Source organism: Serratia sp. EWG9 (genome assembly GCF_019913725.1).
GTDB classification, from domain to species: domain Bacteria; phylum Pseudomonadota; class Gammaproteobacteria; order Enterobacterales; family Enterobacteriaceae; genus Serratia; species Serratia ureilytica.
On record NZ_JADNRO010000004.1, the window covers coordinates 252,322 to 274,218 of the forward strand.

Genomic DNA, 21,897 nt, shown 5'->3' on the forward strand with positions numbered 1-21,897 from the left:
TTAGTTGCGTTCATTTACAGGAGCAAGCTATGCCTACCGTAGGTTGGATTCAGGAGACGGCCATTGACCTCTTTCTTGAACGAGGTTTTTCACCGCAAGAAAAAGGGTCTACGACCAAATTTAAATGTCGTGAATGCCCAATGGAATTTTCTTCTATAGCAGAGCGTAGCCAACATGAACGCCTTCATCCTGTTGCGAATCCTATGCTTACCATCGATGGACGAGAGGTCATGGGAGATAACTTCAAGCTTACTCGAGCGGTGGGTCCGGGAGACATTGTATTAAGTTGTGTTGATGAAATTGAACTGAACGGTGATGTTCTCGGACACCCGGACGAGTTATTGAAACAACTCTGTTCAGCGAAGAAAGGCTTTTTTGATATCAAGCTATCGCGCCGGGGGATACGCCCTAAGCGCATTAAGATTGATTTGCTGGTGGCCTCTCTGACTCAGCTTGAACTGGTCGATCAGAGTTTCTTGCGCCTGTTTGGCCGGGATGATTTCGATGGCGATACGATATCTCATTTTATAAGTGAAACAGAGGGCTGCGATGAAGTTATCTGGTACAGAGATGGGCTTATTCGTTATTTACATGGTGTGATGGCGAAGGATCAGCGCGCTGAACGATTAACCACTGAAGACTTTGCAAAGTGTTTTAATCGTTCACATCAGTTGCTTGTGCAGTATCCCACGGCGTTATCGTATTCACTGTCTCAACTCATTAAATTCTCATTTAATGATTTTTCGGATTTCCATGGGCGATCGTCTATTTCTCGTTTGGATGACGCGTTGATGCTCTTCCGTGGGGATACTATTTCGACCAATGCTGGCGACAAGAATGCCATTTTAAAATTACCGACAGACCATATTACCAGCCGCATTCTGAATGATTATGTTGCCCATTTTTTGCGCTATACACTGGAAAGCCTCGAGCTGGCTATCGACCAGATTAACACCTCTAAACTGGTTAATCAGGATCGCCAAAAACTGAATTACCTTCGTTATCTCAAGGCGACTGAAGAAGGTAATCTTAAAGCTCAGCGTAACTACGGTATAAAATTGAAATATAGTGAAGTTTTTAACGTTACAGTTCCAGAATCAGAGGCTTCAGATGTCTGAAAATAAAGAAAAAATGACAGGGACCTTATCCTTGAAACGAAACAAGGATCATGCGGAACCCCAAGTTAATCCAGCTGCCACTGAAACTGAATCAGTGATTGCCGAATACCAGGCCGAGTTTGACAAGGCAGAACGTTTTTCAGACAAAGCGTCGTCAGAAGTAGCTGCGAGCAGCAGCAAAGCGAATGATGCGGAAAAAATAAAAACACTAGAGAGTATTTTAAACCAGCTGTTTATTCCTGTGACGAATAAGGGCGGCAAGGTGCGTGCAAGTGCGCTAACTCAGGCATTACAGTCGGATTTAAAGCGCATACAGCAGCCCGGAAGAATACCTAACGAGGTACTCAAGAAACTGGTTGCATCTGTCGGGGTGACAGATCCTGAGTTCAACAAACTGTCGCAAGTAGTAATTCTCACTCAATCGAATCATGAGGTTAGCAAGGTAGTCCTCGATTTTGCCGTAAAGGCATTAAGTGAGCATTGGGTGGGCAAACACCTGGGGTACTCAAATCTTTTTCTGTCGGAGGCTGAACCTCTGAGTTTGAGTAATCCTGGGATTCTAGCGCACTTAACCCGTAGCTTTAGTGAACGCTATGAAGCAAGAATTACGTCGATTAAGGAGCAGCTTAAGCAGAAAGAGGGCTCAGATTCATCTTCTTCGCTCCGCTCACTAACTCCGGAGCATCTTCGCCAGCAATGCGAAAATTTGCTGACTATCTGTTATTTATGGGCGGTAGAAACAGGCAAATGTGATGTAAAAATAGGTATTCAGGCATTCGAAAATCGCATCGTAGAACGCGGCGATGGCACAATCAATGAGAAGAAAGTTTGTGGTTATCTCGCCTCTCAACTAAGCGAGTCGCGAAGTGGTATCGCAGACACGATTAGATATTACGAAGCATTATTGAACGGCGCTCGTGACAGACAGCGAGGTGCTGAGGCTATCAATGAAAAGCTCAGAATAAATCTGCATAAAATAGACGTAGAAAAGATGCAACTGACACAGCAAGTGTGTACGTTGCAGCAGGAAATTGAGCTGCTAAAAGTTAGCCTTAATGAGGTTAAAACTCAGTCGGAAGAGCAAGTGCTTGATGATAAAGCTCTACGCGTACACCTAAAAGATGACGTCAGTAAGACAAAATCACGCGCGTTCAACCTGTTAAATGAAGATGTTATGGAACCACTTAAATTATCTCTTAATGCATTGCAGAGAGAAAAGCCGAAGGTGGAAATTGCGACACATTATGTCGAGTTGGTCCTTGAAAGCATTGAGAGAGAATTATCATGGTTCAGAAAATAGGTATCGATTTTGGAACAACAAACAGTCTGATTTCAGTGGTGACGCGTGCAGGGAAAATTAAATCATTTGATGACTTAGGACGGCCTCACCCCTCAGTTGTTCGCTATGAGAGCGATAAAACCATCTGCGGTAAAAAAGCAAAAGATAAACTCGATCAACATGGAATCGGTGTTTTAGGAAATACCGTTCGTGGCCCTAAAAAGCTGTTGGGTTGTTCTGATATCAATGTTGATGGGCGTTTACTCAGTCCTGGCGAAGTGGTGACGGAGTATATCCGATATCTTATTGAACACGCCCGAGATGAAGATGACGAAGAAAGTGCCGATTTGAAGAATGCAGTGGTAACTATTCCTGTCGCGATGGGAGGCCGCGAGCGGCAGGTACTTCGTGAGGCATTGCTAAACGCTGGTGTCTATGTTGAGAGCTTTGTACACGAGCCTCTTGCAGCCCTCTATGGCTATTTTCGTGATCAGGAAGACCCTAAAGGGGCTCTAAGACGATTCGAAGGCAAGATGTTATTGGTATTTGACTGGGGGGGCGGTACCCTTGATCTAACGTTATGCAAGGTCGTTAATGGCAATATCCTGCAAATTCTGAACCGCGGTAATAACTCTGTGGGAGGAGACTATCTTGATGATGCTATTCAGAAGTATGTTGAGCAAAAGCATGCAGAGCAGCACAACTGGGACGAAGAGAGCCAGCTAGAGCGTAGTCCTGGGATGCTAGCCAAATTACAGGCGGCCTGTGAGCGTGCAAAAATCACGCTTTCAACCCACGACAAGACTTCTATCTTTGTGCCTGACTACTACCTTGGTGAAGGGGAAGAGTCGGAAATTGATTACTGGTTAACTCGAGAAGAGCTTGAGACTATTTCTAAGCGATTAATTAGCCAAGGGATTAATGAAATCGATGCGTTGTTAGCTGATAATCAGGCCGATATTGATAGGCAGACGATCGCTTTGTGTCTGGCTACTGGTGGCATGGTTAACATGCCCCTTATCAAACGGCAGTTGAGTGAGTTGTTTGGTATTGCTTCGCTTGAGATTTCAAAAAAGGGAGACCGTATTATTTCTGAGGGCGCAGCCTGGATCGCGTCGGATGAGTTGAAGCTGACATTATCAAAGCCTTTTGAACTACTCGAAGCACGCAATTCGATGCTGACTATCATTCCTGAGGGGACATTGCTACCGACCCGTGGAAATTCGATCAGGTATCCACAATCCATGTATTGCACAGACCTCGAGATGGGAATGCACTTGCGTCGTTTAAACGACCACAAATGGTAGGTAAAACAGCTGCCGCAGATCCGCGCACCAACTATGGTGAATTGGTTATCCCGATTAACCCGGATTTTCCCCCTCTGGAAGAGAGAATTGAGCTGGAAATTAGCATCGATGAAAATCTGATTGTTCATGTTTCTGGTGTTGGCGGGGATATGCAGATCCCGCGCTCGACAGAGTTTTATGATCTTGAATTCGGTCTTGCAACGATGACAGTTCAGCCGGAATCAAAAAAAAACGGCTTAAGTTAAAAGGCGAGAAAAAGCTTCCTTATGGCTTGATGATCAGAGCAAATGTGACGCCTGATAAAGAAGACTGGGAGCTTGTCCCAGGGGAACTTTTGAAAGCTTACAATGACGAACATCCGTTTCTGAGGAAAACTCTTACTGAACAACAAAGAACCGAATTTGTTCGTTATCAGCCATGCAGTAATTGTGGGGCAAGGTGGGGTAAAAATTGTTGCTCGAATAGCTGAGAAAGCTGATTCGCCTACCTATGGCCTTTTATCGTTGTTATTATTCAAGGGTTCTGCAGCCAGTAAATAATTGCTAGCTGCAAGACCTTGATGTCCACCAGTTAACTAAAACAGGCAAGGGTTCAGTGATTATCCTCACTCTGATTATGTCCCTTGAGGAGATAGTCGTATGTTAAGAGCGATTCACTGAGCACCATGTTATTACAGTTCTGAAGTGCCTTAACGTTAATCTTACCGGCCTGACAGTACGTTCAAAGTTTGCGTGGGCAGTTGGCTGCTGGCAGAGAGACAACGATTGCCGTAACGTCTGGTTTTGGTATTGAAACGTTTTTTAGTGATGTTTTTCGCCAGATAGCTCAGTCTATAAATAATCAGTCCGAGTAAATGGCTTTCGCCACGTTTCCAAAAGTAATAACAGTTAGATGGCAGGCTTAAACTACCCCCGGAGGAGGTCTGCCAGCACTCGTCTATCATTGGGATGAGTTTCGCCGGATGCTGTATCTTCTGGCCGTTAGCCATTAACACACAGTGATAATGCTGTTTCGGGCTGCGACCATGCTCACGGACCCACATCAGATGAAACTAGGTACCAGGACATTGTTTCTTCAGTGTGCTTGCCAGTGTCTGACTGAACTGGCTGATGACTTGATTAGACTCGCTGTGTTCTTTGACATGCAAGTCAAAACGTAGCACCAGCACTTTAGTCGATTGGCTGAATATCTCAGTAAGGCAGTCCATCATCGCACGCATGATTTTAGGTTCAGGATATACCGCACGCTGAGACCATTCATACACGGGTAAGGCATAACCTTGATAGATAAAGACACCAAGCTTTTTTCTTGATATCTGAAACGGATTCATGGGTGTGCTGGTGGACATATATTATAAATAATCCTGAGTTAGTTTTGGCAATATGGCCATGAGGCCTGTAGCTCTGATGGCTTATTGTCTGTAAAAATTACGCCATTCAGGTTCATGCTTGTGATAAATAAAACCCGCAGGCTCCGGGAGTCTGCTGATTTTCGTTATATCCTTTAGCGTTTAACTATTTCTGGCGGCCAGCCCACAATGCACTGACCAAATTTATGGGGTGGGGGGGGAAATCGCCATTACGTATCCAGCAGTTAAGCGTCGGTAAGCTGATGCGAAGAAAAAGGCACACCTCAACTTTGTTGAGGTAACGGCGAAAAGAAACCGGTGCCATATTATTGTGAGAGAAAATATCCATATCGGGCTCCCTAACGCTGGTGGCTCCAGATTAACAAATCAGAAAGCAGCCATGCGCAACTGTGAGAACCCAGTTTTTTGCGCGGGGGAAATTTGCCCTGATTTTCTAGCTCCCACGTACGAGAACGAGAGATGCTGGTAATCGATTTGCGCTCATCTTCACGTACCAATCTGTCGACAGTCAGACCATAGGTTTTGAGAATGCTAAGGCGTTGTTCTGGTGAAACTTCAAACATTGATAATGCCTCTCTTGGTTTTAATGGGTAGGAGGCATTCTGGTTCGTACGACAGGGGACGTATACCGAACCACTTACTGGTTCGGTGTTGACGGCTCAAAAAATGGTCTAAGCCGACCTTCTTTTTAAGCAAACGTAGTTTATCTTCAATAGCACGCGTGGCGTCAGGTCCGTCTTTAGGCGAGTTATCGGGATTTAAGAGGATTTTTTTGCTCTGGGGTAACTCAGGATTTTCTTTAAAGAAATTGATGACATCTTCATGTATGGCAGCATTTACTTCTTTCAACGTAAATGAAGCATCTGAAGGTCTGGGAGAGTGAGCTTCCAAAAAGGCCATTGCAAGATTATGAATATGATTCTTGACTGTCTCCATGCGTTCATGGCTCTTTTGACCACCATTTTTCCGTTTTTTAGTTTCTCGCTGGTTTTCATCTTTTCTCATGCTGTTTACAACATGGCCTGACTCTACAAGCGCGATTTTGTTGAATCGGTCAGAAAGGTAACGCTTTACGTTATCGAGTCGTAAGATGTTCAAATGGTTTAAAATAAAGCGAGGAGCCAGTACCTGAAAATCGGCCTTTAAATCAGTAACTGAGCCCGGACCCATTCCTGCAATTTGTTGCTTTAACAAATGGCCGCTGTCTTCGAAACGGACCTTGTAAACTGGCTCCAATCCATTTTCAGCCTCCAGCAAGTTATATAGCGCCACCTCAAGATGTGATAGCAAATCCTTATCGTACTTACTCAGGTTTGGGGTTTCTTCACTGACGAGTCGTTGCAGCAGAGCATGGATGTCCGAAGCAAAAGTGTTCATGTAAACCTTTAGTCTGGAAGTTGGCATTTCAGGTTCGAAGCCAAAACGTTACCTGACCCATTACCTGACCCATTACCTGACCCAAATTTGATGCAAAGAAAAAGGACTTAGATAATTTCTCATCTAAGTCCTTGATATATCTGGTGGCCCCTGTTGGGTTTGAACCAACGACCAAGCGATTATGAGTCGCCTGCTCTAACCACTGAGCTAAGGGGCCAAGCCGCGAGATTATAGGGAATCCTTAAGCGGCGGTCTACTGTTACCCGCCCGTATGTTGCTTTTCTGCACAGTTCTAGCCTGTTGTAATTGCTGGCGGATTTTGCGATAACCGCAGTAAATCCCTGCAATGGACTCACGATACTCATGGAACTTCTGGCACCTGGCCTGCGGGTGGTGTTTTGCGGCATCAACCCCGGCCTTTCTTCCGCCCATCAGGGCTACCCTTTCGCCAACGGCAGCAACCGTTTCTGGAAGGTGATCCATCAGGCCGGCTTTACCGAGAGCCAGTTGGCGCCGGAGCAGTGGCAGCAGCTGAAGGATAACGGCTGCGGCATTACCGCGCTGGTGGCGCGCCCGACGGTGGCGGCCAGCGAGCTGTCGCGCGACGAGTTGCGCAGCGGCGGTGAGGCGCTGCAAGAGAAGATCCTGCGCTACCAGCCGCGCGCGCTGGCGATTTTAGGCAAGCAGGCGTTCACCACCGCCTTCGGGGTGAAAAACGCGCCCTGGGGAAAGCAGGCGATGATGCTGGGGCAAACCGAGGTGTGGGTATTGCCCAACCCCAGCGGCTTGAACCGCGCCACGTTGGAGCAGCTTACCGCCAGCTATCGCGAGCTGTTCCTGGCGCTGCAATGACATAAGGGAGTATGCGATGACATCGATAATGAAAGGCTGTGTGATGGCGCTGTTATTGGTGACCGGCGCTGCACAGGCGGGGCATTCACCACAGGAAGCGCGCAACAAGCAGAACGTGCTGGAGTTTTATCGGCAGGGGCTGAACAACAAGGATTTTGCGGCGGCGCGGCCGTTTTTGGGGGAACAGTACAAGCAGCATAACCCCAACGCCAAAGACGGCGTGGCGGGTTTTCGTCAATTTGTCGAGCTGCTGAAAACGCGTTACCCCAACTCGCACAGTGAGGTAAAACAGGCGTTCGTCGACGGCGACTACGTGATTCTGCATGTGGAAGTCAGCGGGCGCGAGGCCGGCAAGACAGCGGCGATCATCGATATCTTCCGTCTCGACAGCGCCGGAAAAATCGTCGAGCACTGGGACGTGACGCAGCCGGTGCCGGAGAAGACCGCCAGCGGCAACAGCATGTTCTGAGGCATAAAAAAACCCCGGCAGGCCGGGGTTTTTGTTTTGAGTGCAACCGCCGGACTTAGTCGTCCAGGAAGCTGCGCAGCACTTCGGAGCGGCTTGGGTGACGCAGCTTGCGCAGCGCCTTGGCTTCGATCTGACGAATACGCTCACGGGTAACGTCAAACTGCTTGCCAACCTCTTCCAGCGTGTGGTCGGTGTTCATGTCGATGCCGAAACGCATGCGCAGCACTTTCGCTTCGCGCGCGGTCAGGCCGGCCAGCACGTCGTGGGTGGCGGAACGCAGGCTTTCCGAAGTCGCGGAATCCAGCGGCAGCTCGAGGGTGGTATCCTCGATGAAGTCGCCCAGATGCGAATCTTCGTCGTCGCCGATCGGCGTTTCCATCGAGATTGGCTCTTTGGCGATCTTCAGCACCTTGCGGATCTTGTCTTCCGGCATCAGCATGCGCTCGGCCAGCTCTTCCGGCGTCGGCTCGCGGCCCATCTCTTGCAGCATCTGGCGCGAAATACGGTTGAGCTTGTTGATGGTCTCAATCATATGCACCGGGATACGGATGGTGCGCGCCTGGTCGGCGATGGAGCGGGTGATAGCCTGACGGATCCACCAGGTGGCGTACGTCGAGAACTTGTAGCCGCGGCGGTATTCGAACTTGTCTACCGCTTTCATCAGGCCGATGTTGCCTTCCTGGATCAGATCCAGGAACTGCAGGCCGCGGTTGGTGTATTTCTTGGCGATGGAAATAACCAGACGCAGGTTGGCCTCAACCATCTCTTTCTTCGCGCGGCGGGCTTTCGCTTCACCGATCGACATGCGACGGTTGATGTCTTTGACCTGCTCGATGGTCAGGCCGGTTTCTTCTTCGATCTGACGCAGTTTCTGCAGGCTGCGCTGCACGTCTTCAGCCACGTCTTTCAGCTTTTCCGACCATGGCTTGGCCATCGCCAGTGCGGCTTCGAACCAGGAATCGCTGGTTTCGTTGCCGGCGAACAGGGTGACGAAGTTTTTCTTCGGCATTTTGCACTGTTCAACGCACAGCTTCATGATGATGCGTTCTTGGGTGCGAACGCGGTCCATCATGGTGCGCATGCTGTTGACCAGGAAGTCGAACTGTTTCGGCACCAGGCGGAACTGCTTGAACACTTCAGACAGCTTCAGGATCTCGTCCGCGGCGCTGGCGTGGCTGCGGCCGTTCTTTTTGATCACCAGACGCGTCGCTTCATACTGATCGCGCAGTTCGGCGAACTTCTGACGCGCCAGCTCAGGATCGATGCTGTTGTCGTCTTCGGTGTCGTCGTCTTCGGCATCCTCATCTTCTTCGTCGTCGTCTTGCTCTTCGCTCGACAGTTCGGAACCGATGTGGGTCGCGGTTGGGGCGATGTCCTCTTCCGCGTTAGGATCGACGAAGCCGGTGATCAGATCGGACAGGCGCGCTTCGCCCGCTTCGACGCGATCGTACTGCTCAAGCAGGTAGGTGATGGCTTCCGGGTATTCGGCAACCGAGCACTGCACCTGGTTGATGCCGTCTTCGATGCGCTTGGCGATGTCGATTTCGCCTTCGCGCGTCAGCAGTTCGACGGTACCCATTTCGCGCATGTACATGCGCACCGGGTCGGTGGTGCGGCCGATTTCGGATTCCACGCTGGACAGAACCTGTGCGGCGGCTTCTTCCGCATCTTCGTCCGTGCTGTTCGAGTTTTCGGCGAGCAGCAGGTCATCGGCGTCCGGTGCTTCTTCCATCACCTGGATGCCCATGTCGTTAATCATCTGGATGATGTCTTCGATCTGATCGGAGTCGACGATATCTTCCGGCAGATGGTCATTGACCTCAGCATAGGTCAGATAGCCTTGCTCCTTACCACGGGTGACAAGTAGCTTCAGCTGTGACTGCGGGTTTTGCTCCATAAGACGGTATCCACACTTCAGAGTATTTAGGTTGGTGTCGGTCGGCGAAACCGCCAACAATAGCATTTGGGGCGTTTTCGTTATCGCCGCGGCCCACTATGGCGGCACTGTGCAGGGCTCTGCCCTCGCAATTATCGGCACTTAAGCCGTTTGGTATTCAGTTTTTCTTCGCTAAAACCTGGTTGAGGGAACGGACTTCTTCACGTTCCTCCGGGCTCAGGCCGCGCGTTCTGGCCTGCGCGATCAGCGTTTCCAGCCGTTGCTCGAGCACCGAGTCGTACAGGCTGGCCAACGTATCCAAAAAGGTCTGTTCGACCATGTCCTCAACGATCATATGGTTCCAGGTCGCCAAGGTTTCAAGCTGCTGGCTGAATTTGTTGTCGCGATACAGCTCCAGCAATTGCCCGGTTGTCAGGCCCGGCTGCGCCAAACAGGTCTGCACCAGTTCGACGAACAGCGGCAATCCCGCCTGTTTGGTCTGCTCCAACCCTTCCAGCGAAGGGATAAGTGTAGCCAACTGCGGATTTTGCACCAGTAACCCTATCAGTATACGCATGGTTGTGCGTTTTAGCTGGGGCGCCTGATAAGGATTCGCATTTTCAGCCTGCTTGGGCATCAGCTTGTCGAGCTGGCTGTCGTCCAGCAGCCCCAGCTTGTTGCCGAGCTCCTGACGCAGGTACAAGCGCAACGTTTCGCCCGGCACCTGAGTAATCAGCGGCAGCGCCAGCGTGCTCAGCTTGGCGCGCCCGTCCGGGCTGCTCAAATCCACCTGCGGCAGCAGGCTTTCGAACAGGAAAGTGGACAGCGGCTGCGCCTGCTCCATTCGCTGTTCGAAGGCTTCTTTGCCTTCCTTGCGCACCAGGGTGTCCGGGTCTTCGCCATCGGGCAAAAACATGAACCGCAGTTGGCGCCCGTCGTTCAGGTACGGCAGCGCGGTTTCCAGCGCCCGCCAGGCCGCTTCGCGGCCGGCGCGGTCGCCGTCGTAACAGCAGACGACGTTGTCGGTGGCGCGGAACAGCAGCTGAATGTGTTCAGCCGTCGTCGAGGTTCCGAGCGAGGCGACGGCATAATCGATGCCGAATTGCGCCAACGCCACCACGTCCATATACCCTTCCACCACCAGCAGCCGCTGCAGGGTAGGGTGATTCTGCTGTGCTTCATACAGGCCATACAGCTGGCGGCCCTTATGGAAAACTTCGGTTTCCGGCGAGTTCAGGTACTTGGGCATGCCGTCGCCCAGCACGCGGCCGCCGAAGGCGATGACGCGCCCGCGCTTGTCGCGGATGGGGAACATCACCCGTTCGCGGAAACGGTCGTACGAACGCCCCTGATCGTTAGTCACCAGCATGCCGGCATCGTTCAATGCGCGGCGCGAGTCGGCGTCGCGGCCGAAACGCTTCAGGGCGTTGTCCCATCCCGCCGGCGCGAAGCCGATGGCGAAATGGCGAATAACGTCGTCACTTAATCCGCGCTGCTGCAAATAGCTGCGCGCCGGTGCCCCGGAGGACTGCTGCAGTGACTGTTGATAGAACGCGCTGAGCTGTTCCATCAGTTGGTATAGGCTCTGGCGCTGATGGCGTTCGATCTGGGTCGGCCCGGTGCCCGCTTCGTAAGGCACTTCCAACCCGTGCATGGTCGCCAGCTCTTCGATGGTTTCGACAAACTCGAGTCGGTCGTAATTCATCAAAAAGTCGACGGCGTTGCCGTGCGCACCACACCCAAAACAGTGATAAAACTGCTTTTCGCCATTAACGGTAAATGAAGGCGTCTTTTCGTGGTGGAACGGACAGCACGCGTGGTAGTTCTTGCCTTGCTTCTTGAGCTTCACGCGGGCGTCGATCAAATCGACGATGTCGGTGCGAGCCAGCAAGTCATTGATAAATACGCGCGGAATTCGTCCAGCCATAAGCCCTTACTTCATTAGCCTATAAACGAGAACAAGCCGCGCATTCCTTTCGGAAAGCACGGCCTTCGTATGCAACTACTCGGTCTGCGCGATTTTGAAAATCAGAAATTCACGCGGTGGGGTTGCCCCCGAAGAATTAATACAGACGAGTGCGGCGTGCGTTTTCGCGAGCCAGTTTCTTCGCGTGACGTTTCACAGCAGAAGCTTTAGCGCGTTTACGTTCGGTAGTTGGTTTTTCATAAAACTCACGACGACGAACTTCAGCTAAAACACCCGCTTTTTCGCAAGAGCGTTTGAAACGACGCAGAGCAACGTCAAATGGCTCGTTTTCACGTACTTTAATTACCGGCATGTGCCTCTCACCTCAATAAAATTCGGTTTGCTGCTGGCCAAGCGCCAGCCTTTTCAAAATGGTGCGGAATTTTACTCCAATGGATGCTGCTTTGTAAAGCATCACCGCAAATTGAAACCCGCGTCGCTCTGCCGCAACGTGCGCAATTTTGCACCGGGCGCTGATTATAGACTAATCAGAAAAAAATGCTCGTGTTTAATCGCTCGGGCATTTTCTGGATGAATCATCGACATAGGCGCAAGCCGGTGACAAGATGCGCCGCATCGGCGGTAAATGCGGCGGAATGTGGTAGACTGGCGGCCGCACGTGAATGATGGGAAATGTAATGCGAGTACTGGGTATAGAAACGTCCTGCGATGAAACCGGAATTGCAGTGTATGACGATCAAACCGGTTTGTTGGCCAACCAATTATACAGCCAGGTGAAGCTGCACGCCGACTATGGCGGCGTGGTGCCGGAACTGGCCTCCCGCGATCACGTGCGCAAAACCGTGCCGCTGATTCAGGCGGCGCTGAAAGAGGCCAACCTGACCCCGGCCGATATCGACGGCGTGGCTTATACCGCCGGGCCGGGCCTGGTAGGCGCGCTGTTGGTCGGCGCTACCGTCGGGCGTGCGCTGGCGTTCGCCTGGAACGTGCCGGCGGTACCGGTGCACCACATGGAAGGCCACCTGCTGGCGCCGATGCTGGAAGATAACCCGCCGGCGTTCCCGTTCGTCGCGCTGCTGGTCTCCGGCGGCCACACTCAGCTGATCAGCGTCACCGGCATCGGTGAATATGAACTGCTGGGCGAGTCGATCGACGATGCCGCCGGCGAAGCGTTCGACAAAACCGCCAAGCTGCTCGGCCTGGATTATCCCGGCGGGCCGATGCTGTCGAAGATGGCGCAGCAGGGCACGGCGGGGCGTTTCACCTTCCCGCGGCCGATGACCGATCGTCCGGGGCTGGACTTCAGCTTCTCCGGCCTGAAAACCTTCGCCGCCAACACCATCCGCTCCAACGGCAACGACGATCAGACGCGTGCCGACATCGCCCGCGCCTTCGAGGATGCGGTGGTGGATACGCTGGCGATCAAATGCAAACGCGCGCTGGAGCAAACCGGCTTCAAACGCCTGGTGATGGCCGGCGGCGTGAGCGCTAACCGTACGCTGCGCGCCAAACTGGCGGAGATGATGCAGAAACGCGGCGGGGAAGTGTTCTATGCCCGCCCGGAATTTTGCACCGACAACGGCGCGATGATCGCCTATGCCGGCATGGTGCGGCTGAAGAGCGGCGCCAACCCGGAGCTGAGCGTGTCGGTGCGGCCGCGCTGGCCGCTGGCGGAACTGCCTGCGGTATAAAACAAAGGGCCGGATTATCCGGCCCTTACGTTATTCGTCTTTCGGCTGGTCGCCGTTATCCTCATCCGCGTCGTTTTTCTTCTTGCGGAACTTGCCCCAAATCTTGCCTTCCTGGCCGCGCCACAGGCGCTGAATATTGTCGTGATGCCGCATCAGGATCAGGCAGGAGAGCATCGCCACCGGGAAGGTGAACTGCGGTTTGAACCACCAGACGTAGAACGGGGCGATCAGCGCGCTGACGATGGCGCCGAGCGAAGAGTAGCCGCTGAGCAACACCGTCAGCAGCCAGGTGCCGGTCATCAGGCCGGTCAGATCCCAGCCGATAGGCGCGATGGCGCCAAACGCCGTCGCCACGCCTTTACCGCCGCGGAAGTGGAAGAACACCGGATAGATGTGCCCAAGACAGGCGGCGATCGCCGTCAGGCCCAGATACAGCGGCGGCACATTGAGTTTGTAGGCCAGCCAGACCGGCAACATCCCTTTCAGAATATCGAACACCAGCACCGCCGCCGCCGCCAGCCGGCCGCCGATGCGCAGGACGTTGGTCGCCCCGGGGTTTCCTGAGCCATGTTCACGCGGGTCCGGCAGCCTGGCGATCCGGCAAACCAGGATCGCGCTCGAAATCGAGCCGCACAGATACGCGAAGATAATCATGCCAAGCGCGGTAGCACTCATAACGCGGTTCCGTTTAATAATGGTCGTTTTACTCGCAACATCTATGGATAATACGCACATTCCGCTGGAAGTGGTATCCGGCAAGGCCAAAAACAGAGAATGACGTGATGGATATCGTATTTATTGAAGAGCTTACCGTAATTACCACCATTGGCGTTTATGAGTGGGAACAGGGCATTCGTCAGAAGCTGGTGTTCGATATCGAAATGGGCTGGGATAACCGGCCGGCGCCGCCAGCGACGACGTAAATGACTGTCTGAGCTATGCCGACGTCAGCGATGCCGTGATCCAACACGTGGAGTCGAACCGGTTCGCGCTGGTGGAGCGCGTGGCGGAGGAAATATCTGAAATTTTGCTCCAGCGCTTCAATTCCCCCTGGGTCCGTATTAAGGTCAGCAAACCGGGCGCTGTAGCACATGCCAATCGGGTCGGCGTGATCATTGAGCGCGGCACCCGTCCCGCATGATTTTATGTCATCTGCTTGCAACGAAAGACCGTTAACCTGGTCTTAATCCTGAGAATTGTTTTAGCGGCATTGTCTTTAAGCATTGCCGCTTTTTTATGTGATAGCCGTTATTTTATGGGGTGAGCGAAGCACATGGCAGACATGCATTCACTGTTTATTGCGTTTGTTCTTGGGGTTGTCGAGGGATTAACCGAATTTTTGCCGGTTTCTTCCACCGGGCATATGATCATCGTCGGCGAGTGGCTGGGCTTTACCGGCGACAAAGCCAAAACCTTTGAAGTCATTATCCAGCTGGGGTCGATCCTGGCCGTCGTCGTGATGTTCTGGCGCCGGTTGTTCGGTCTGATCGGCATCCATTTCGGCGGCAAGCCGGTGGAGCACGAAGGCAAAACCAGCGGCCAGCTGAAGCTGGGGCACATCCTGCTGGCGATGATCCCGGCGGTGGTGCTGGGGCTGGCCTTCCATGATTTCATCAAGTCGCTGTTTGCGCCGAAAAACGTGATGTACGCGTTGGTGGTCGGCGGCCTGCTGCTGCTGGCGGCGGAATGGCTGAAGCCGAAGAAGCCTAGCGCGGAAGGGTTGGATGACATCACTTACCGTCAGGCGTTCATGATCGGCTGCTTCCAGTGTCTGGCGCTGTGGCCGGGCTTCTCCCGTTCGGGTTCCACTATCGCCGGCGGCATGCTGGTGGGCGTGAACCGCTATGCGGCGTCCGAGTTCTCCTTCATTCTGGCTGTGCCGATGATGATTGGCGCCAGCGGCCTGGATCTGTATAAGAGCCTGCACTTCCTGACCTGGGGCGACCTGCCGATGTTCGCCGTCGGTTTCGTCACCGCCTTCGTGGTGGCGCTGGTTGCGATCAAGACCTTCCTGTCGCTGATCAAACGCATCTCGTTCGTGCCGTTCGCTATCTATCGCTTTATCGTGGCGGCCGTGGTTTACATGGTGTTCCTGTAAGCCTTCACGCCAAGAAAAAACCCCGCTCCGCGGGGTTTTTTTATGCCTGATCGTTGATGATAGTTTGGGTGAGCTTCCACTCGGCCAGCGCCTGCTGGCGGCGGCGTTTGAGCTCGTCGCGGATCGCGGTGCCCTGCAGCCCGCTGGCCACCACCTCTTTAATAGATACCGCGTTCGCCACCTGATACGCCTGGCGCAGATAGTCGCCCTGTGGATAGGGATTCTCCTCAAAGCCGGTACGGCGCGCGCGTCCGCCTCGCTGGTCAGGATCATTTGCTCCAGCCGGTGCGGCTTGCGCCAGACGTCGATGGCGTCGAACAGCTTCAATAGGGTCTCCGGCCGCAGCTTGTTCACGGTGTGGATCAGATCATGGTACTCGGCCACCAGCTTGCTCAGATCGCGCACCGGGTTGGGCACCCGCAGCCGCTGGCACAGCGCCTCAACCAGCCGCACGCCGGCCGGGCCGTGGCCATGGTGATGCGGCCAGAACGCTTTTGGCGTCAATCCCTTGCCGAGGTCATGGCACAGGGTGGCGAAGCGCACGTCCACCTCCGGCGTGAGGCGGGCGGCGATCGCCAACGCCATCAGCGTGTGCACGCCGGTGTCGATTTCCGGGTGCCACTTGGCGGGAGCCGGCACGCCGAACAGCGCGTCGATTTCCGGGAACAGCACCGCCAGCGCATCGCAGTCGCGCAGCACCTGAAAATAGACCTGCGGGCTCTGGCTTTGCAGCGCCTTTTCCGTTTCTTTCCAGACGCGTTCGGCGGTCAGCGCGGCCAGTTCACCGCTGTGCGCCATCCGGCGCATTAGGGCGAGCGTTTCGTCGGCGATGCGAAAACCCAGGTGGGCGAAGCGGGCGGTGAAGCGCGCCACGCGCAGTACGCGCAGCGGATCTTCGCCGAAGGCGTCGGAAACGTGGCGCAGCACGCGCGCCTGCAGATCGGCCACGCCGCCGTAAGGATCAATCAGCTCCCCCTCGGCGGAACGGGCGATGGCGTTGATGGTCAGATCGCGCCGCAGCAGATCCTCCTCCAGCGTGACGTCCGGCGCGGCATAGCAGGTAAAACCGGTGTATCCCTGGCCGGATTTGCGCTCGGTGCGCGCCAGCGCGTACTCCTCGTGGGTGTCGGGATTGAGGAATACCGGAAAGTCTTTGCCGACCTGCTGGTAGCCCAATGCCAGCAGCTCGGCCGGCGTGGCGCCCACCACCACCCAATCATGATCGACCACCGGAATGTCGAGCAGGCTGTCGCGAACGGCGCCGCCGACCAGATAAATCTGCACTGTTGACTCCTGAATATCGTGTAAGGCTCTGTCTATCAGATTACATGAATTGGCCGCGGGATGTCGGCGCCAATGAAAAGGGCGCCCGCAGGCGCCCATACTCAAACTGAACGATACTGAGATCAGTTCATCCAGCGATTGTTGTTCTTGCGGCGCGGGATCAGGTGCGGCAACAGCAGGCCCAGCAGCAAGCCGACGCCGGCGACGCCGCCGCCGTACATGAACCACTGCAGAATAATGGTGCGCTGTTTGTCGTCGAGCTGCAGGTTAACGGCGTTAACCTTCTTCTGCGCGACCACCAGCTGGTTTTTCAGATCCTGGTTTTCCTTCTGCAGGCTGCTGATGGTGCTGTCGCTGCCCGCGACTTTTTCCTGCATTTCCGCCGTGCGCTGGTTCCAGGTGTTATCGATGTTGGCCAGCTTGTCGGTCAGGGTTTTCACCTGCTGTTCCAGCTCGGGCACGCGGGTGCGCAGGCTCGGCGTCTGGCTGAGCTGATCGAGTGGGATCCAGGTGGTGCGGCCTTTCGGATCGCGGATCTGGCCGTAGTTGGTGCTGTCGTTGACGCTCAGCAGGGTGACTTCTTCACCGGCGTTCAGAGTGCCGACAATACGGTACTGATTACCTGGGCCGCTATGGACGTAAGTGCTTAACTCATCGGAGATATAGCGTTTATCTTCGGCATGTGCGCCCCAAGTGATGCTGAAGCTCAGCGCGGCAAGGCAAATCAGGCGTAATTTCTGCATTAGTTCATCGTTTCTTGGTGAATTTATGGAACGATAGTAGAGCGTTCAGTCTGACGACGCAACGCCAAAACCGGAATGAGAACTATCTTACTGTGGCTGATTCTGTGAGTTGCGCGGCGTTTTATAACGTAACAGGTTTTTTCTACAGTTAGCAGGGTTAAGGCGCCGGGAATCGCGGTAAGATAACGGCAACTGTGCGTCATTGGGCAGTATGCGGCGGCCGAACGCGCCGCGCTGAAACAGACGTGAATGCATAACTTATTGGTGTTAAAGAATTATGACCGTTGAAATTGAACTGAAATTCATCGCCGCGCCGCAAGCGGTGGCCGCTCTGCCGCAATGGCTTGCCGCCTGGCCGCATCAGCATTCCGCGCCGCAAAAACTGACCAACATTTACTTCGAAACGGCCGATAACTTCCTGCGCAATCACGACATGGGGCTGCGCATTCGCGGTTTCGACGATCGTTATGAGATGACCATCAAAACCGCCGGTAAAGTGGTGGCCGGCCTGCACCAACGTCCGGAATACAACGTCGCTATCGCCGAGCCGCAGCTGGCGCTGGCGCAGTTTCCTGCCGACATCTGGCCACAGGATTGTGATATCGCGGCGCTGCAGCAGGCGTTGCAGCCGCTGTTCCGTACCGACTTTGCGCGTGAAAAGTGGGTGGTCACTTACGGCCAAAGCGAGATCGAGATTGGTTTGGATCAGGGAGAGGTGCGCGCCGGTGACCTCAGCGAAGCCCTGAGCGAGATCGAACTGGAGCTGCTGAAAGGCAACACCGCCGATCTGCTGGCGTTGGCCGGCGAGCTGGCGGCCCATGGCGGGCTGCGTCAGGGCAGCCTGAGCAAGGCGGCGCGCGGCTACCACCTGGCGCAGGGCAATCCGCCGCGCGAGGTGCGCCCGCTGCGGGTGCTGAAGCCGGCGGCGAAGGCGACCGTGGAGCAGGGGATGATCGCCGCCTTCGAGCTGGCGCTCAACCATTGGCAGTACCATGAGGAGCTGTGGCTGCGCGGCGATGCTCAGGCGCGCGGGGCGGTCCTCGAAGCGGTCGGCACTATCCGCCAGGCGCTGGTGATCTTCGGCGGCCTGGTGCCGCGCAAGGCCAGCGCCGATCTGCGCGCCCGCCTGACCGAGCTCGAACCGCTGTTGGCGGACAAAGCCGCGCAACCGGAAAGCCTGTGCTACAGCGCGGCCTATCTGCAATGTAAGTTGGCGCTCACATCATGGCTGGTGCGCGGCGCCTGGCGGCCGTTTATCGACGCCAAAGGGCAGGCCAAACTGGACGGTTCTTTCAAACGCTTCAGCGACATCATGCTGGGGCGCAGCGGCGCGGAGCTGAAAGAAGCCTTCAGCCGTACGCTGAACGAAGATGAATATCAGGAACAATTGCCGCGCCTGACGCGTCAGATTTCGGCACTGGTCCTGCTGTCGGGTGCTTACCCCGACGAGCAGACCGGGTCTTATATCGACGCCTGGCGCGAGCTGCTGGCGGCGCTGAGCGAGCGCCGCCAGGGCTGGTATGAAGCCAGCCGCAAACAGGCCTTATCGCATGCGCCATTCTGGTTAAACGGCGCGCTTCGTTAATCCAGCCGGCCCGCCAGCCGTGGGCCGCAGAACGGGTCATACACTATGTCGCCACTTTCAGCCGCGTTACAGGCTCAGGCACAGCAGGTTGTGCAGCGTTTTCAGGAAGTTCACGGCGCGGACTGCGCCTTTAGCGAGCAAGAGCAGTGGGTGCTGGCGTCGAGCGACTTCGTCAGCGACGCGCTGCTCGCCCAGCCGGCCTGGCTGGCGACGCTGCGCGAACAGCCGCCGGCGCCCGGCGAGTGGCAACACTACGCCGCCTGGTTGCAGGACGAGCTGGAAGAGGTGCGCGATGAGGCGCAACTGATGCGCACGCTGCGTCTGTTTCGCCGCGAAACGCTGGTGCGCATCGCCTGGGCGCAGGCGCAGGGGCTGTGTTCGACCGAAGAAACGTTGCTGCAGCTGAGCGGGCTGGCGGAGACGCTGATCGTCAGCGCGCGCGACTGGCTGTACCAAACCTGTTGCCGCGAGTGGGGCACGCCGTGCAATGCCGACGGCGAACCGCAGCCGCTGCTGGTCCTCGGCATGGGCAAGCTGGGCGGCGGCGAACTGAACTTCTCGTCGGACATCGATCTGATCTTCGCTTACCCGGAAAATGGTCAAACCCAGGGTGGGCGGCGCGAGCTGGATAACGCCCAGTTCTTCACCCGTCTCGGCCAGCGGCTGATCAAGGCGCTGGATCAACAGACCATCGATGGCTTCGTCTATCGTGTGGACATGCGGCTGCGGCCGTTCGGCGACAGCGGCCCGTTGGTGATGAGCTTTGCGGCGCTGGAGGATTACTACCAGGAACAGGGGCGCGACTGGGAACGCTATGCGATGGTGAAGGCGCGCCTGATGGGCGGGGCGGAAGACGCCTACAGCCAGGAGCTGCGTAAAACGCTGCGGCCGTTCGTGTTCCGTCGTTACATTGATTTCAGCGTCATTCAGTCTCTGCGCAACATGAAGGGCATGATCGCCCGCGAAGTGCGGCGGCGCGGTCTGAAGGACAACATCAAGCTGGGCGCCGGCGGCATTCGCGAAATCGAATTCATCACTCAGGTATTCCAGCTGATCCGCGGCGGCCGTGAACCGGCGCTGCAGGGGCGTTCGCTGCTGCCGACGCTGCAGGCGGTGGGCGAGCTGGGGCTGCTGGAAAGCGAGCAGGTGCGGGCGCTGAGCGCCGCCTACCTGTTCCTGCGGCGGCTGGAGAACCTGCTGCAGGCGATCGGCGATCAGCAAACCCAGACGCTGCCGCAGGAGGCGCTCGATCAGGCGCGGTTGGCCTACGGCATGGGGTTGGCGGATTGGCTGGCGCTGATGGCGGCGCTGGACGTGCACATGCAGGCGGTGCGCGCGGTGTTCGACGACCTGATCGGCGACGATAGCCCGGATGTCGGCGAAGATCCCGATTACCAGCACTATCACAGCCTGTGGCAAGACGCACTGGAGGAGAACGAGCTGGCGCCGCTGACGCCGCACCTGGACGAAGAGGCGCGTCGACAGATGCTGCGCACCATCGCCGATTTTCGTCACGACGTCGACAAGCGCACCATCGGCCCGCGCGGCCGCGACGTGCTCGATCAGCTGATGCCGCGCCTGCTGGCGGAGGTATGCCCGCGGCAAGACGCGCCGACCGCGCTGGTGCGGCTGGCGCAGCTGCTGCTGAGCATCGTCACCCGCACTACCTATCTCGAGTTGCTGGTGGAGTACCATGCGGCGCTCAGCCATCTGATCCGCCTGTGCGCCGCGTCGCCGATGGTCGCCAACCAGCTGTCGCGTTACCCGCTGCTGCTGGACGAGCTGCTGGATCCGGCCACGCTGTATCAGCCGGTGGCGCTGGACGCCTACCGCAGCGAGCTGCGGCAGTATCTGCTGCGGGTGCCGGAAGACGACGAAGAGCAAAAGCTGGAGGCGCTGCGTCAGTTCAAACAGGCGCAGCAGCTGCGCATCGCGGCTGCGGATATCGCCGGCGCGCTGCCGGTGATGAAAGTGAGCGATCACCTGACTTATCTGGCGGAGGCGATCATCGACGCGGTGGTGCAGCAGGCCTGGAGCGATATGGTGGCGCGCTACGGCCAGCCCACCCATCTGCAGGAGCGCGAAGGGCGCGGCTTTGCGGTGATCGGCTACGGCAAGCTGGGCGGCTGGGAGCTGGGTTACAGTTCCGATCTCGATCTGGTGTTCCTGCTGGATTGCCCGCCGGAGGTGATGACCGACGGCGATCGCTGCATCGACGGCCGCCAGTTCTACCTGCGGCTGGCGCAGCGAGTGATGCATCTGTTCAGCACCCGCACGTCCTCGGGCATTCTGTATGAGGTGGACGCGCGCCTGCGGCCTTCCGGCGCTGCGGGGATGCTGGTCAGCACCGTCGAGGCGTTCGCCGACTACCAGCAAAACGAAGCCTGGACCTGGGAGCATCAGGCCCTGGTGCGCGCGCGCATCGTGCACGGCGATCCGGCGCTGCATCAGCAGTTCGACGCGATCCGGCGCGAGATCCTGTGCAAAACGCGCGATGCGCAGACCCTGAAGCGCGAAGTGCGCGAGATGCGCGAAAAGATGCGCAACCATCTCGGCAACAAGCAGCGCGATCTGTTTGATATCAAGGCCGATGAGGGCGGCATTACCGACATCGAATTTATCGCCCAATATCTGGTCTTACGCTATGCGCCGGGTGAACCGCGCCTGACGCGTTGGTCGGACAACGTGCGCATCTTCGAGCTGATGGCCAATTATGACATCATGCCGGAAGAGGAGGCGCGCGCGCTGACCCAGGCCTATGTCACCATGCGCGACGAGATCCACCACCTGGCGCTGCAGGAACATTCCGGCAAGGTCGGCAGCGAGCTGTTTGCCGCCGAGCGCGAGCAGGTGCGCGCCAGCTGGGCCAAATGGCTGGATTAATACCTTTTTGCGGGTATTCCGGCGGTCTGTGGTAATATC

19 protein-coding genes, 1 tRNA gene and 2 pseudogenes are annotated in these 21,897 nt (G+C 55.6%); 11 read left to right on the top strand and 11 right to left on the bottom strand.

Annotation, left to right across the window (positions count from 1 at the left end; translation table 11 throughout):
* Window positions 1-29: 29 nt before the first annotated feature.
* Genes ITX55_RS11880 through ITX55_RS11895 form a run of 4 tightly spaced genes read left to right on the top strand, consistent with a single transcriptional unit; the run spans window position 30 to window position 3,949 of the window.
* Window positions 30-1,118 (top strand): hypothetical protein, encoded by a 1,089-nt coding sequence (locus ITX55_RS11880; RefSeq protein ID WP_197756130.1) that lies wholly within the window; start codon window positions 30-32, stop codon window positions 1,116-1,118.
* The gene (locus ITX55_RS11885) at window positions 1,111-2,418 is read left to right on the top strand and encodes a hypothetical protein (protein ID WP_197756131.1); all 1,308 of its coding nucleotides are present in this window, start codon (window positions 1,111-1,113) and stop codon (window positions 2,416-2,418) included. The genes ITX55_RS11880 and ITX55_RS11885 overlap by 8 nt, the downstream gene beginning before the upstream one ends.
* Window positions 2,403-3,704, top strand: coding sequence for an Hsp70 family protein (locus ITX55_RS11890; RefSeq protein ID WP_223085080.1), 1,302 nt, complete (start codon window positions 2,403-2,405; stop codon window positions 3,702-3,704). The genes ITX55_RS11885 and ITX55_RS11890 overlap by 16 nt, the downstream gene beginning before the upstream one ends.
* Window positions 3,698-3,949 (top strand): hypothetical protein, encoded by a 252-nt coding sequence (locus ITX55_RS11895; RefSeq protein ID WP_223085083.1) that lies wholly within the window; start codon window positions 3,698-3,700, stop codon window positions 3,947-3,949. The genes ITX55_RS11890 and ITX55_RS11895 overlap by 7 nt, the downstream gene beginning before the upstream one ends.
* Window positions 3,950-4,404: 455 nt before the next feature.
* Here ITX55_RS11895 and ITX55_RS24210 read toward each other — a convergent pair whose 3' ends face one another.
* The 5 genes from ITX55_RS24210 to ITX55_RS11920 form a co-directional block, all read right to left on the bottom strand.
* Window positions 4,405-4,746 (bottom strand): inovirus-type Gp2 protein, encoded by a 342-nt coding sequence (locus ITX55_RS24210; protein WP_197756133.1) that lies wholly within the window; start codon window positions 4,744-4,746, stop codon window positions 4,405-4,407.
* Between the two features lie 9 nt (window positions 4,747-4,755).
* Window positions 4,756-5,052 carry a hypothetical protein gene (locus tag ITX55_RS11905; RefSeq protein ID WP_197756134.1) on the bottom strand — a complete coding sequence of 99 codons (297 nt, stop codon included), beginning with the start codon at window positions 5,050-5,052 and terminating at the stop codon, window positions 4,756-4,758.
* Between the two features lie 359 nt (window positions 5,053-5,411).
* The gene (locus tag ITX55_RS11910; RefSeq protein ID WP_197756135.1) at window positions 5,412-5,636 is read right to left on the bottom strand and encodes an AlpA family transcriptional regulator; all 225 of its coding nucleotides are present in this window, start codon (window positions 5,634-5,636) and stop codon (window positions 5,412-5,414) included.
* Window positions 5,629-6,450, bottom strand: coding sequence for a hypothetical protein (locus ITX55_RS11915; protein WP_197756136.1), 822 nt, complete (start codon window positions 6,448-6,450; stop codon window positions 5,629-5,631). Before ITX55_RS11915 ends, ITX55_RS11910 begins: the two co-directional genes overlap by 8 nt.
* Before the next feature lie 141 nt (window positions 6,451-6,591).
* Window positions 6,592-6,667: transfer RNA gene (locus tag ITX55_RS11920), tRNA-Ile, on the bottom strand.
* 146 nt (window positions 6,668-6,813) lie between these two features.
* Between ITX55_RS11920 and mug the strand changes: the two genes are divergently transcribed.
* Together mug and ITX55_RS11930 are read left to right on the top strand one after the other, a co-directional pair.
* A complete protein-coding gene (gene mug / locus ITX55_RS11925) occupies window positions 6,814-7,302 on the top strand; it encodes a G/U mismatch-specific DNA glycosylase (protein WP_033644588.1) in 489 nt (162 codons plus the stop codon).
* A 16-nt stretch (window positions 7,303-7,318) separates the two neighbouring features.
* Complete coding sequence (locus ITX55_RS11930; RefSeq protein ID WP_033651285.1) at window positions 7,319-7,771, top strand: ester cyclase; 453 nt, start codon at window positions 7,319-7,321, stop codon at window positions 7,769-7,771.
* Between the two features lie 55 nt (window positions 7,772-7,826).
* On the opposite strand, the gene rpoD is transcribed toward ITX55_RS11930, so the two are convergent.
* The 3 genes from rpoD to rpsU form a co-directional block, all read right to left on the bottom strand.
* Window positions 7,827-9,668 (bottom strand): RNA polymerase sigma factor RpoD, encoded by a 1,842-nt coding sequence (gene rpoD / locus ITX55_RS11935; protein ID WP_025304326.1) that lies wholly within the window; start codon window positions 9,666-9,668, stop codon window positions 7,827-7,829.
* Between the two features lie 157 nt (window positions 9,669-9,825).
* The gene (dnaG, locus tag ITX55_RS11940; RefSeq protein ID WP_025304325.1) at window positions 9,826-11,574 is read right to left on the bottom strand and encodes a DNA primase; all 1,749 of its coding nucleotides are present in this window, start codon (window positions 11,572-11,574) and stop codon (window positions 9,826-9,828) included.
* Window positions 11,575-11,710: 136 nt separating this feature from the next.
* Complete coding sequence (gene rpsU / locus ITX55_RS11945) at window positions 11,711-11,926, bottom strand: 30S ribosomal protein S21 (RefSeq protein ID WP_001144069.1); 216 nt, start codon at window positions 11,924-11,926, stop codon at window positions 11,711-11,713.
* Between the two features lie 325 nt (window positions 11,927-12,251).
* Between rpsU and tsaD the strand changes: the two genes are divergently transcribed.
* Window positions 12,252-13,265 (top strand): tRNA (adenosine(37)-N6)-threonylcarbamoyltransferase complex transferase subunit TsaD, encoded by a 1,014-nt coding sequence (gene tsaD, locus ITX55_RS11950; protein ID WP_004937199.1) that lies wholly within the window; start codon window positions 12,252-12,254, stop codon window positions 13,263-13,265.
* Between the two features lie 30 nt (window positions 13,266-13,295).
* On the opposite strand, the gene plsY is transcribed toward tsaD, so the two are convergent.
* Window positions 13,296-13,940 (bottom strand): glycerol-3-phosphate 1-O-acyltransferase PlsY, encoded by a 645-nt coding sequence (gene plsY / locus ITX55_RS11955; protein ID WP_033644590.1) that lies wholly within the window; start codon window positions 13,938-13,940, stop codon window positions 13,296-13,298.
* A 107-nt stretch (window positions 13,941-14,047) separates the two neighbouring features.
* Between plsY and folB the strand changes: the two are divergent.
* Window positions 14,048-14,406 (top strand): annotated as a pseudogene (folB, locus tag ITX55_RS11960) (bifunctional dihydroneopterin aldolase/7,8-dihydroneopterin epimerase).
* A gap of 132 nt (window positions 14,407-14,538) precedes the next feature.
* Entirely contained in the window at window positions 14,539-15,363 is an 825-nt protein-coding gene (gene bacA / locus ITX55_RS11965) for an undecaprenyl-diphosphate phosphatase (protein ID WP_033644592.1), read from the top strand.
* 40 nt (window positions 15,364-15,403) lie between these two features.
* Here bacA and ITX55_RS11970 read toward each other — a convergent pair.
* Both ITX55_RS11970 and ITX55_RS11975 read right to left on the bottom strand, forming a co-directional pair.
* Window positions 15,404-16,647, bottom strand: a pseudogene (locus tag ITX55_RS11970) (multifunctional CCA addition/repair protein).
* A 122-nt stretch (window positions 16,648-16,769) separates the two neighbouring features.
* Window positions 16,770-17,390 carry a TIGR04211 family SH3 domain-containing protein gene (locus tag ITX55_RS11975; RefSeq protein ID WP_033644594.1) on the bottom strand — a complete coding sequence of 207 codons (621 nt, stop codon included), beginning with the start codon at window positions 17,388-17,390 and terminating at the stop codon, window positions 16,770-16,772.
* A 277-nt stretch (window positions 17,391-17,667) separates the two neighbouring features.
* Here ITX55_RS11975 and ITX55_RS11980 point away from each other — a divergent pair, with 277 nt between their 5' ends.
* Together ITX55_RS11980 and glnE are read left to right on the top strand one after the other, a co-directional pair.
* Window positions 17,668-18,975, top strand: a complete 1,308-nt coding sequence (locus tag ITX55_RS11980) for an inorganic triphosphatase (RefSeq protein WP_108682018.1) — start codon at window positions 17,668-17,670, stop codon at window positions 18,973-18,975.
* A 45-nt stretch (window positions 18,976-19,020) separates the two neighbouring features.
* Complete coding sequence (glnE, locus tag ITX55_RS11985; RefSeq protein ID WP_108682016.1) at window positions 19,021-21,858, top strand: bifunctional [glutamate--ammonia ligase]-adenylyl-L-tyrosine phosphorylase/[glutamate--ammonia-ligase] adenylyltransferase; 2,838 nt, start codon at window positions 19,021-19,023, stop codon at window positions 21,856-21,858.
* Window positions 21,859-21,897: the final 39 nt, after the last annotated feature.

Coding starts and splice junctions, on each gene's coding strand:
- mug (WP_033644588.1), top strand. CDS start 6,814: ATGGAACTTCTGGCACCTGGCCTGCGGGTGGTGTTTTGCGGCATCAAC.
- bacA (WP_033644592.1), top strand. CDS start 14,539: ATGGCAGACATGCATTCACTGTTTATTGCGTTTGTTCTTGGGGTTGTC.
- ITX55_RS11975 (WP_033644594.1), bottom strand. CDS start 17,390: ATGCAGAAATTACGCCTGATTTGCCTTGCCGCGCTGAGCTTCAGCATC.
- ITX55_RS11930 (WP_033651285.1), top strand. CDS start 7,319: ATGACATCGATAATGAAAGGCTGTGTGATGGCGCTGTTATTGGTGACC.
- rpoD (WP_025304326.1), bottom strand. CDS start 9,668: ATGGAGCAAAACCCGCAGTCACAGCTGAAGCTACTTGTCACCCGTGGT.
- ITX55_RS11895 (WP_223085083.1), top strand. CDS start 3,698: ATGGTAGGTAAAACAGCTGCCGCAGATCCGCGCACCAACTATGGTGAA.
- dnaG (WP_025304325.1), bottom strand. CDS start 11,574: ATGGCTGGACGAATTCCGCGCGTATTTATCAATGACTTGCTGGCTCGC.
- glnE (WP_108682016.1), top strand. CDS start 19,021: ATGTCGCCACTTTCAGCCGCGTTACAGGCTCAGGCACAGCAGGTTGTG.
- ITX55_RS11905 (WP_197756134.1), bottom strand. CDS start 5,052: ATGTCCACCAGCACACCCATGAATCCGTTTCAGATATCAAGAAAAAAG.
- tsaD (WP_004937199.1), top strand. CDS start 12,252: ATGCGAGTACTGGGTATAGAAACGTCCTGCGATGAAACCGGAATTGCA.
- plsY (WP_033644590.1), bottom strand. CDS start 13,940: ATGAGTGCTACCGCGCTTGGCATGATTATCTTCGCGTATCTGTGCGGC.
- rpsU (WP_001144069.1), bottom strand. CDS start 11,926: ATGCCGGTAATTAAAGTACGTGAAAACGAGCCATTTGACGTTGCTCTG.
- ITX55_RS24210 (WP_197756133.1), bottom strand. CDS start 4,746: ATGTGGGTCCGTGAGCATGGTCGCAGCCCGAAACAGCATTATCACTGT.
- ITX55_RS11910 (WP_197756135.1), bottom strand. CDS start 5,636: ATGTTTGAAGTTTCACCAGAACAACGCCTTAGCATTCTCAAAACCTAT.
- ITX55_RS11915 (WP_197756136.1), bottom strand. CDS start 6,450: ATGAACACTTTTGCTTCGGACATCCATGCTCTGCTGCAACGACTCGTC.
- ITX55_RS11890 (WP_223085080.1), top strand. CDS start 2,403: ATGGTTCAGAAAATAGGTATCGATTTTGGAACAACAAACAGTCTGATT.
- ITX55_RS11980 (WP_108682018.1), top strand. CDS start 17,668: ATGACCGTTGAAATTGAACTGAAATTCATCGCCGCGCCGCAAGCGGTG.
- ITX55_RS11885 (WP_197756131.1), top strand. CDS start 1,111: ATGTCTGAAAATAAAGAAAAAATGACAGGGACCTTATCCTTGAAACGA.
- ITX55_RS11880 (WP_197756130.1), top strand. CDS start 30: ATGCCTACCGTAGGTTGGATTCAGGAGACGGCCATTGACCTCTTTCTT.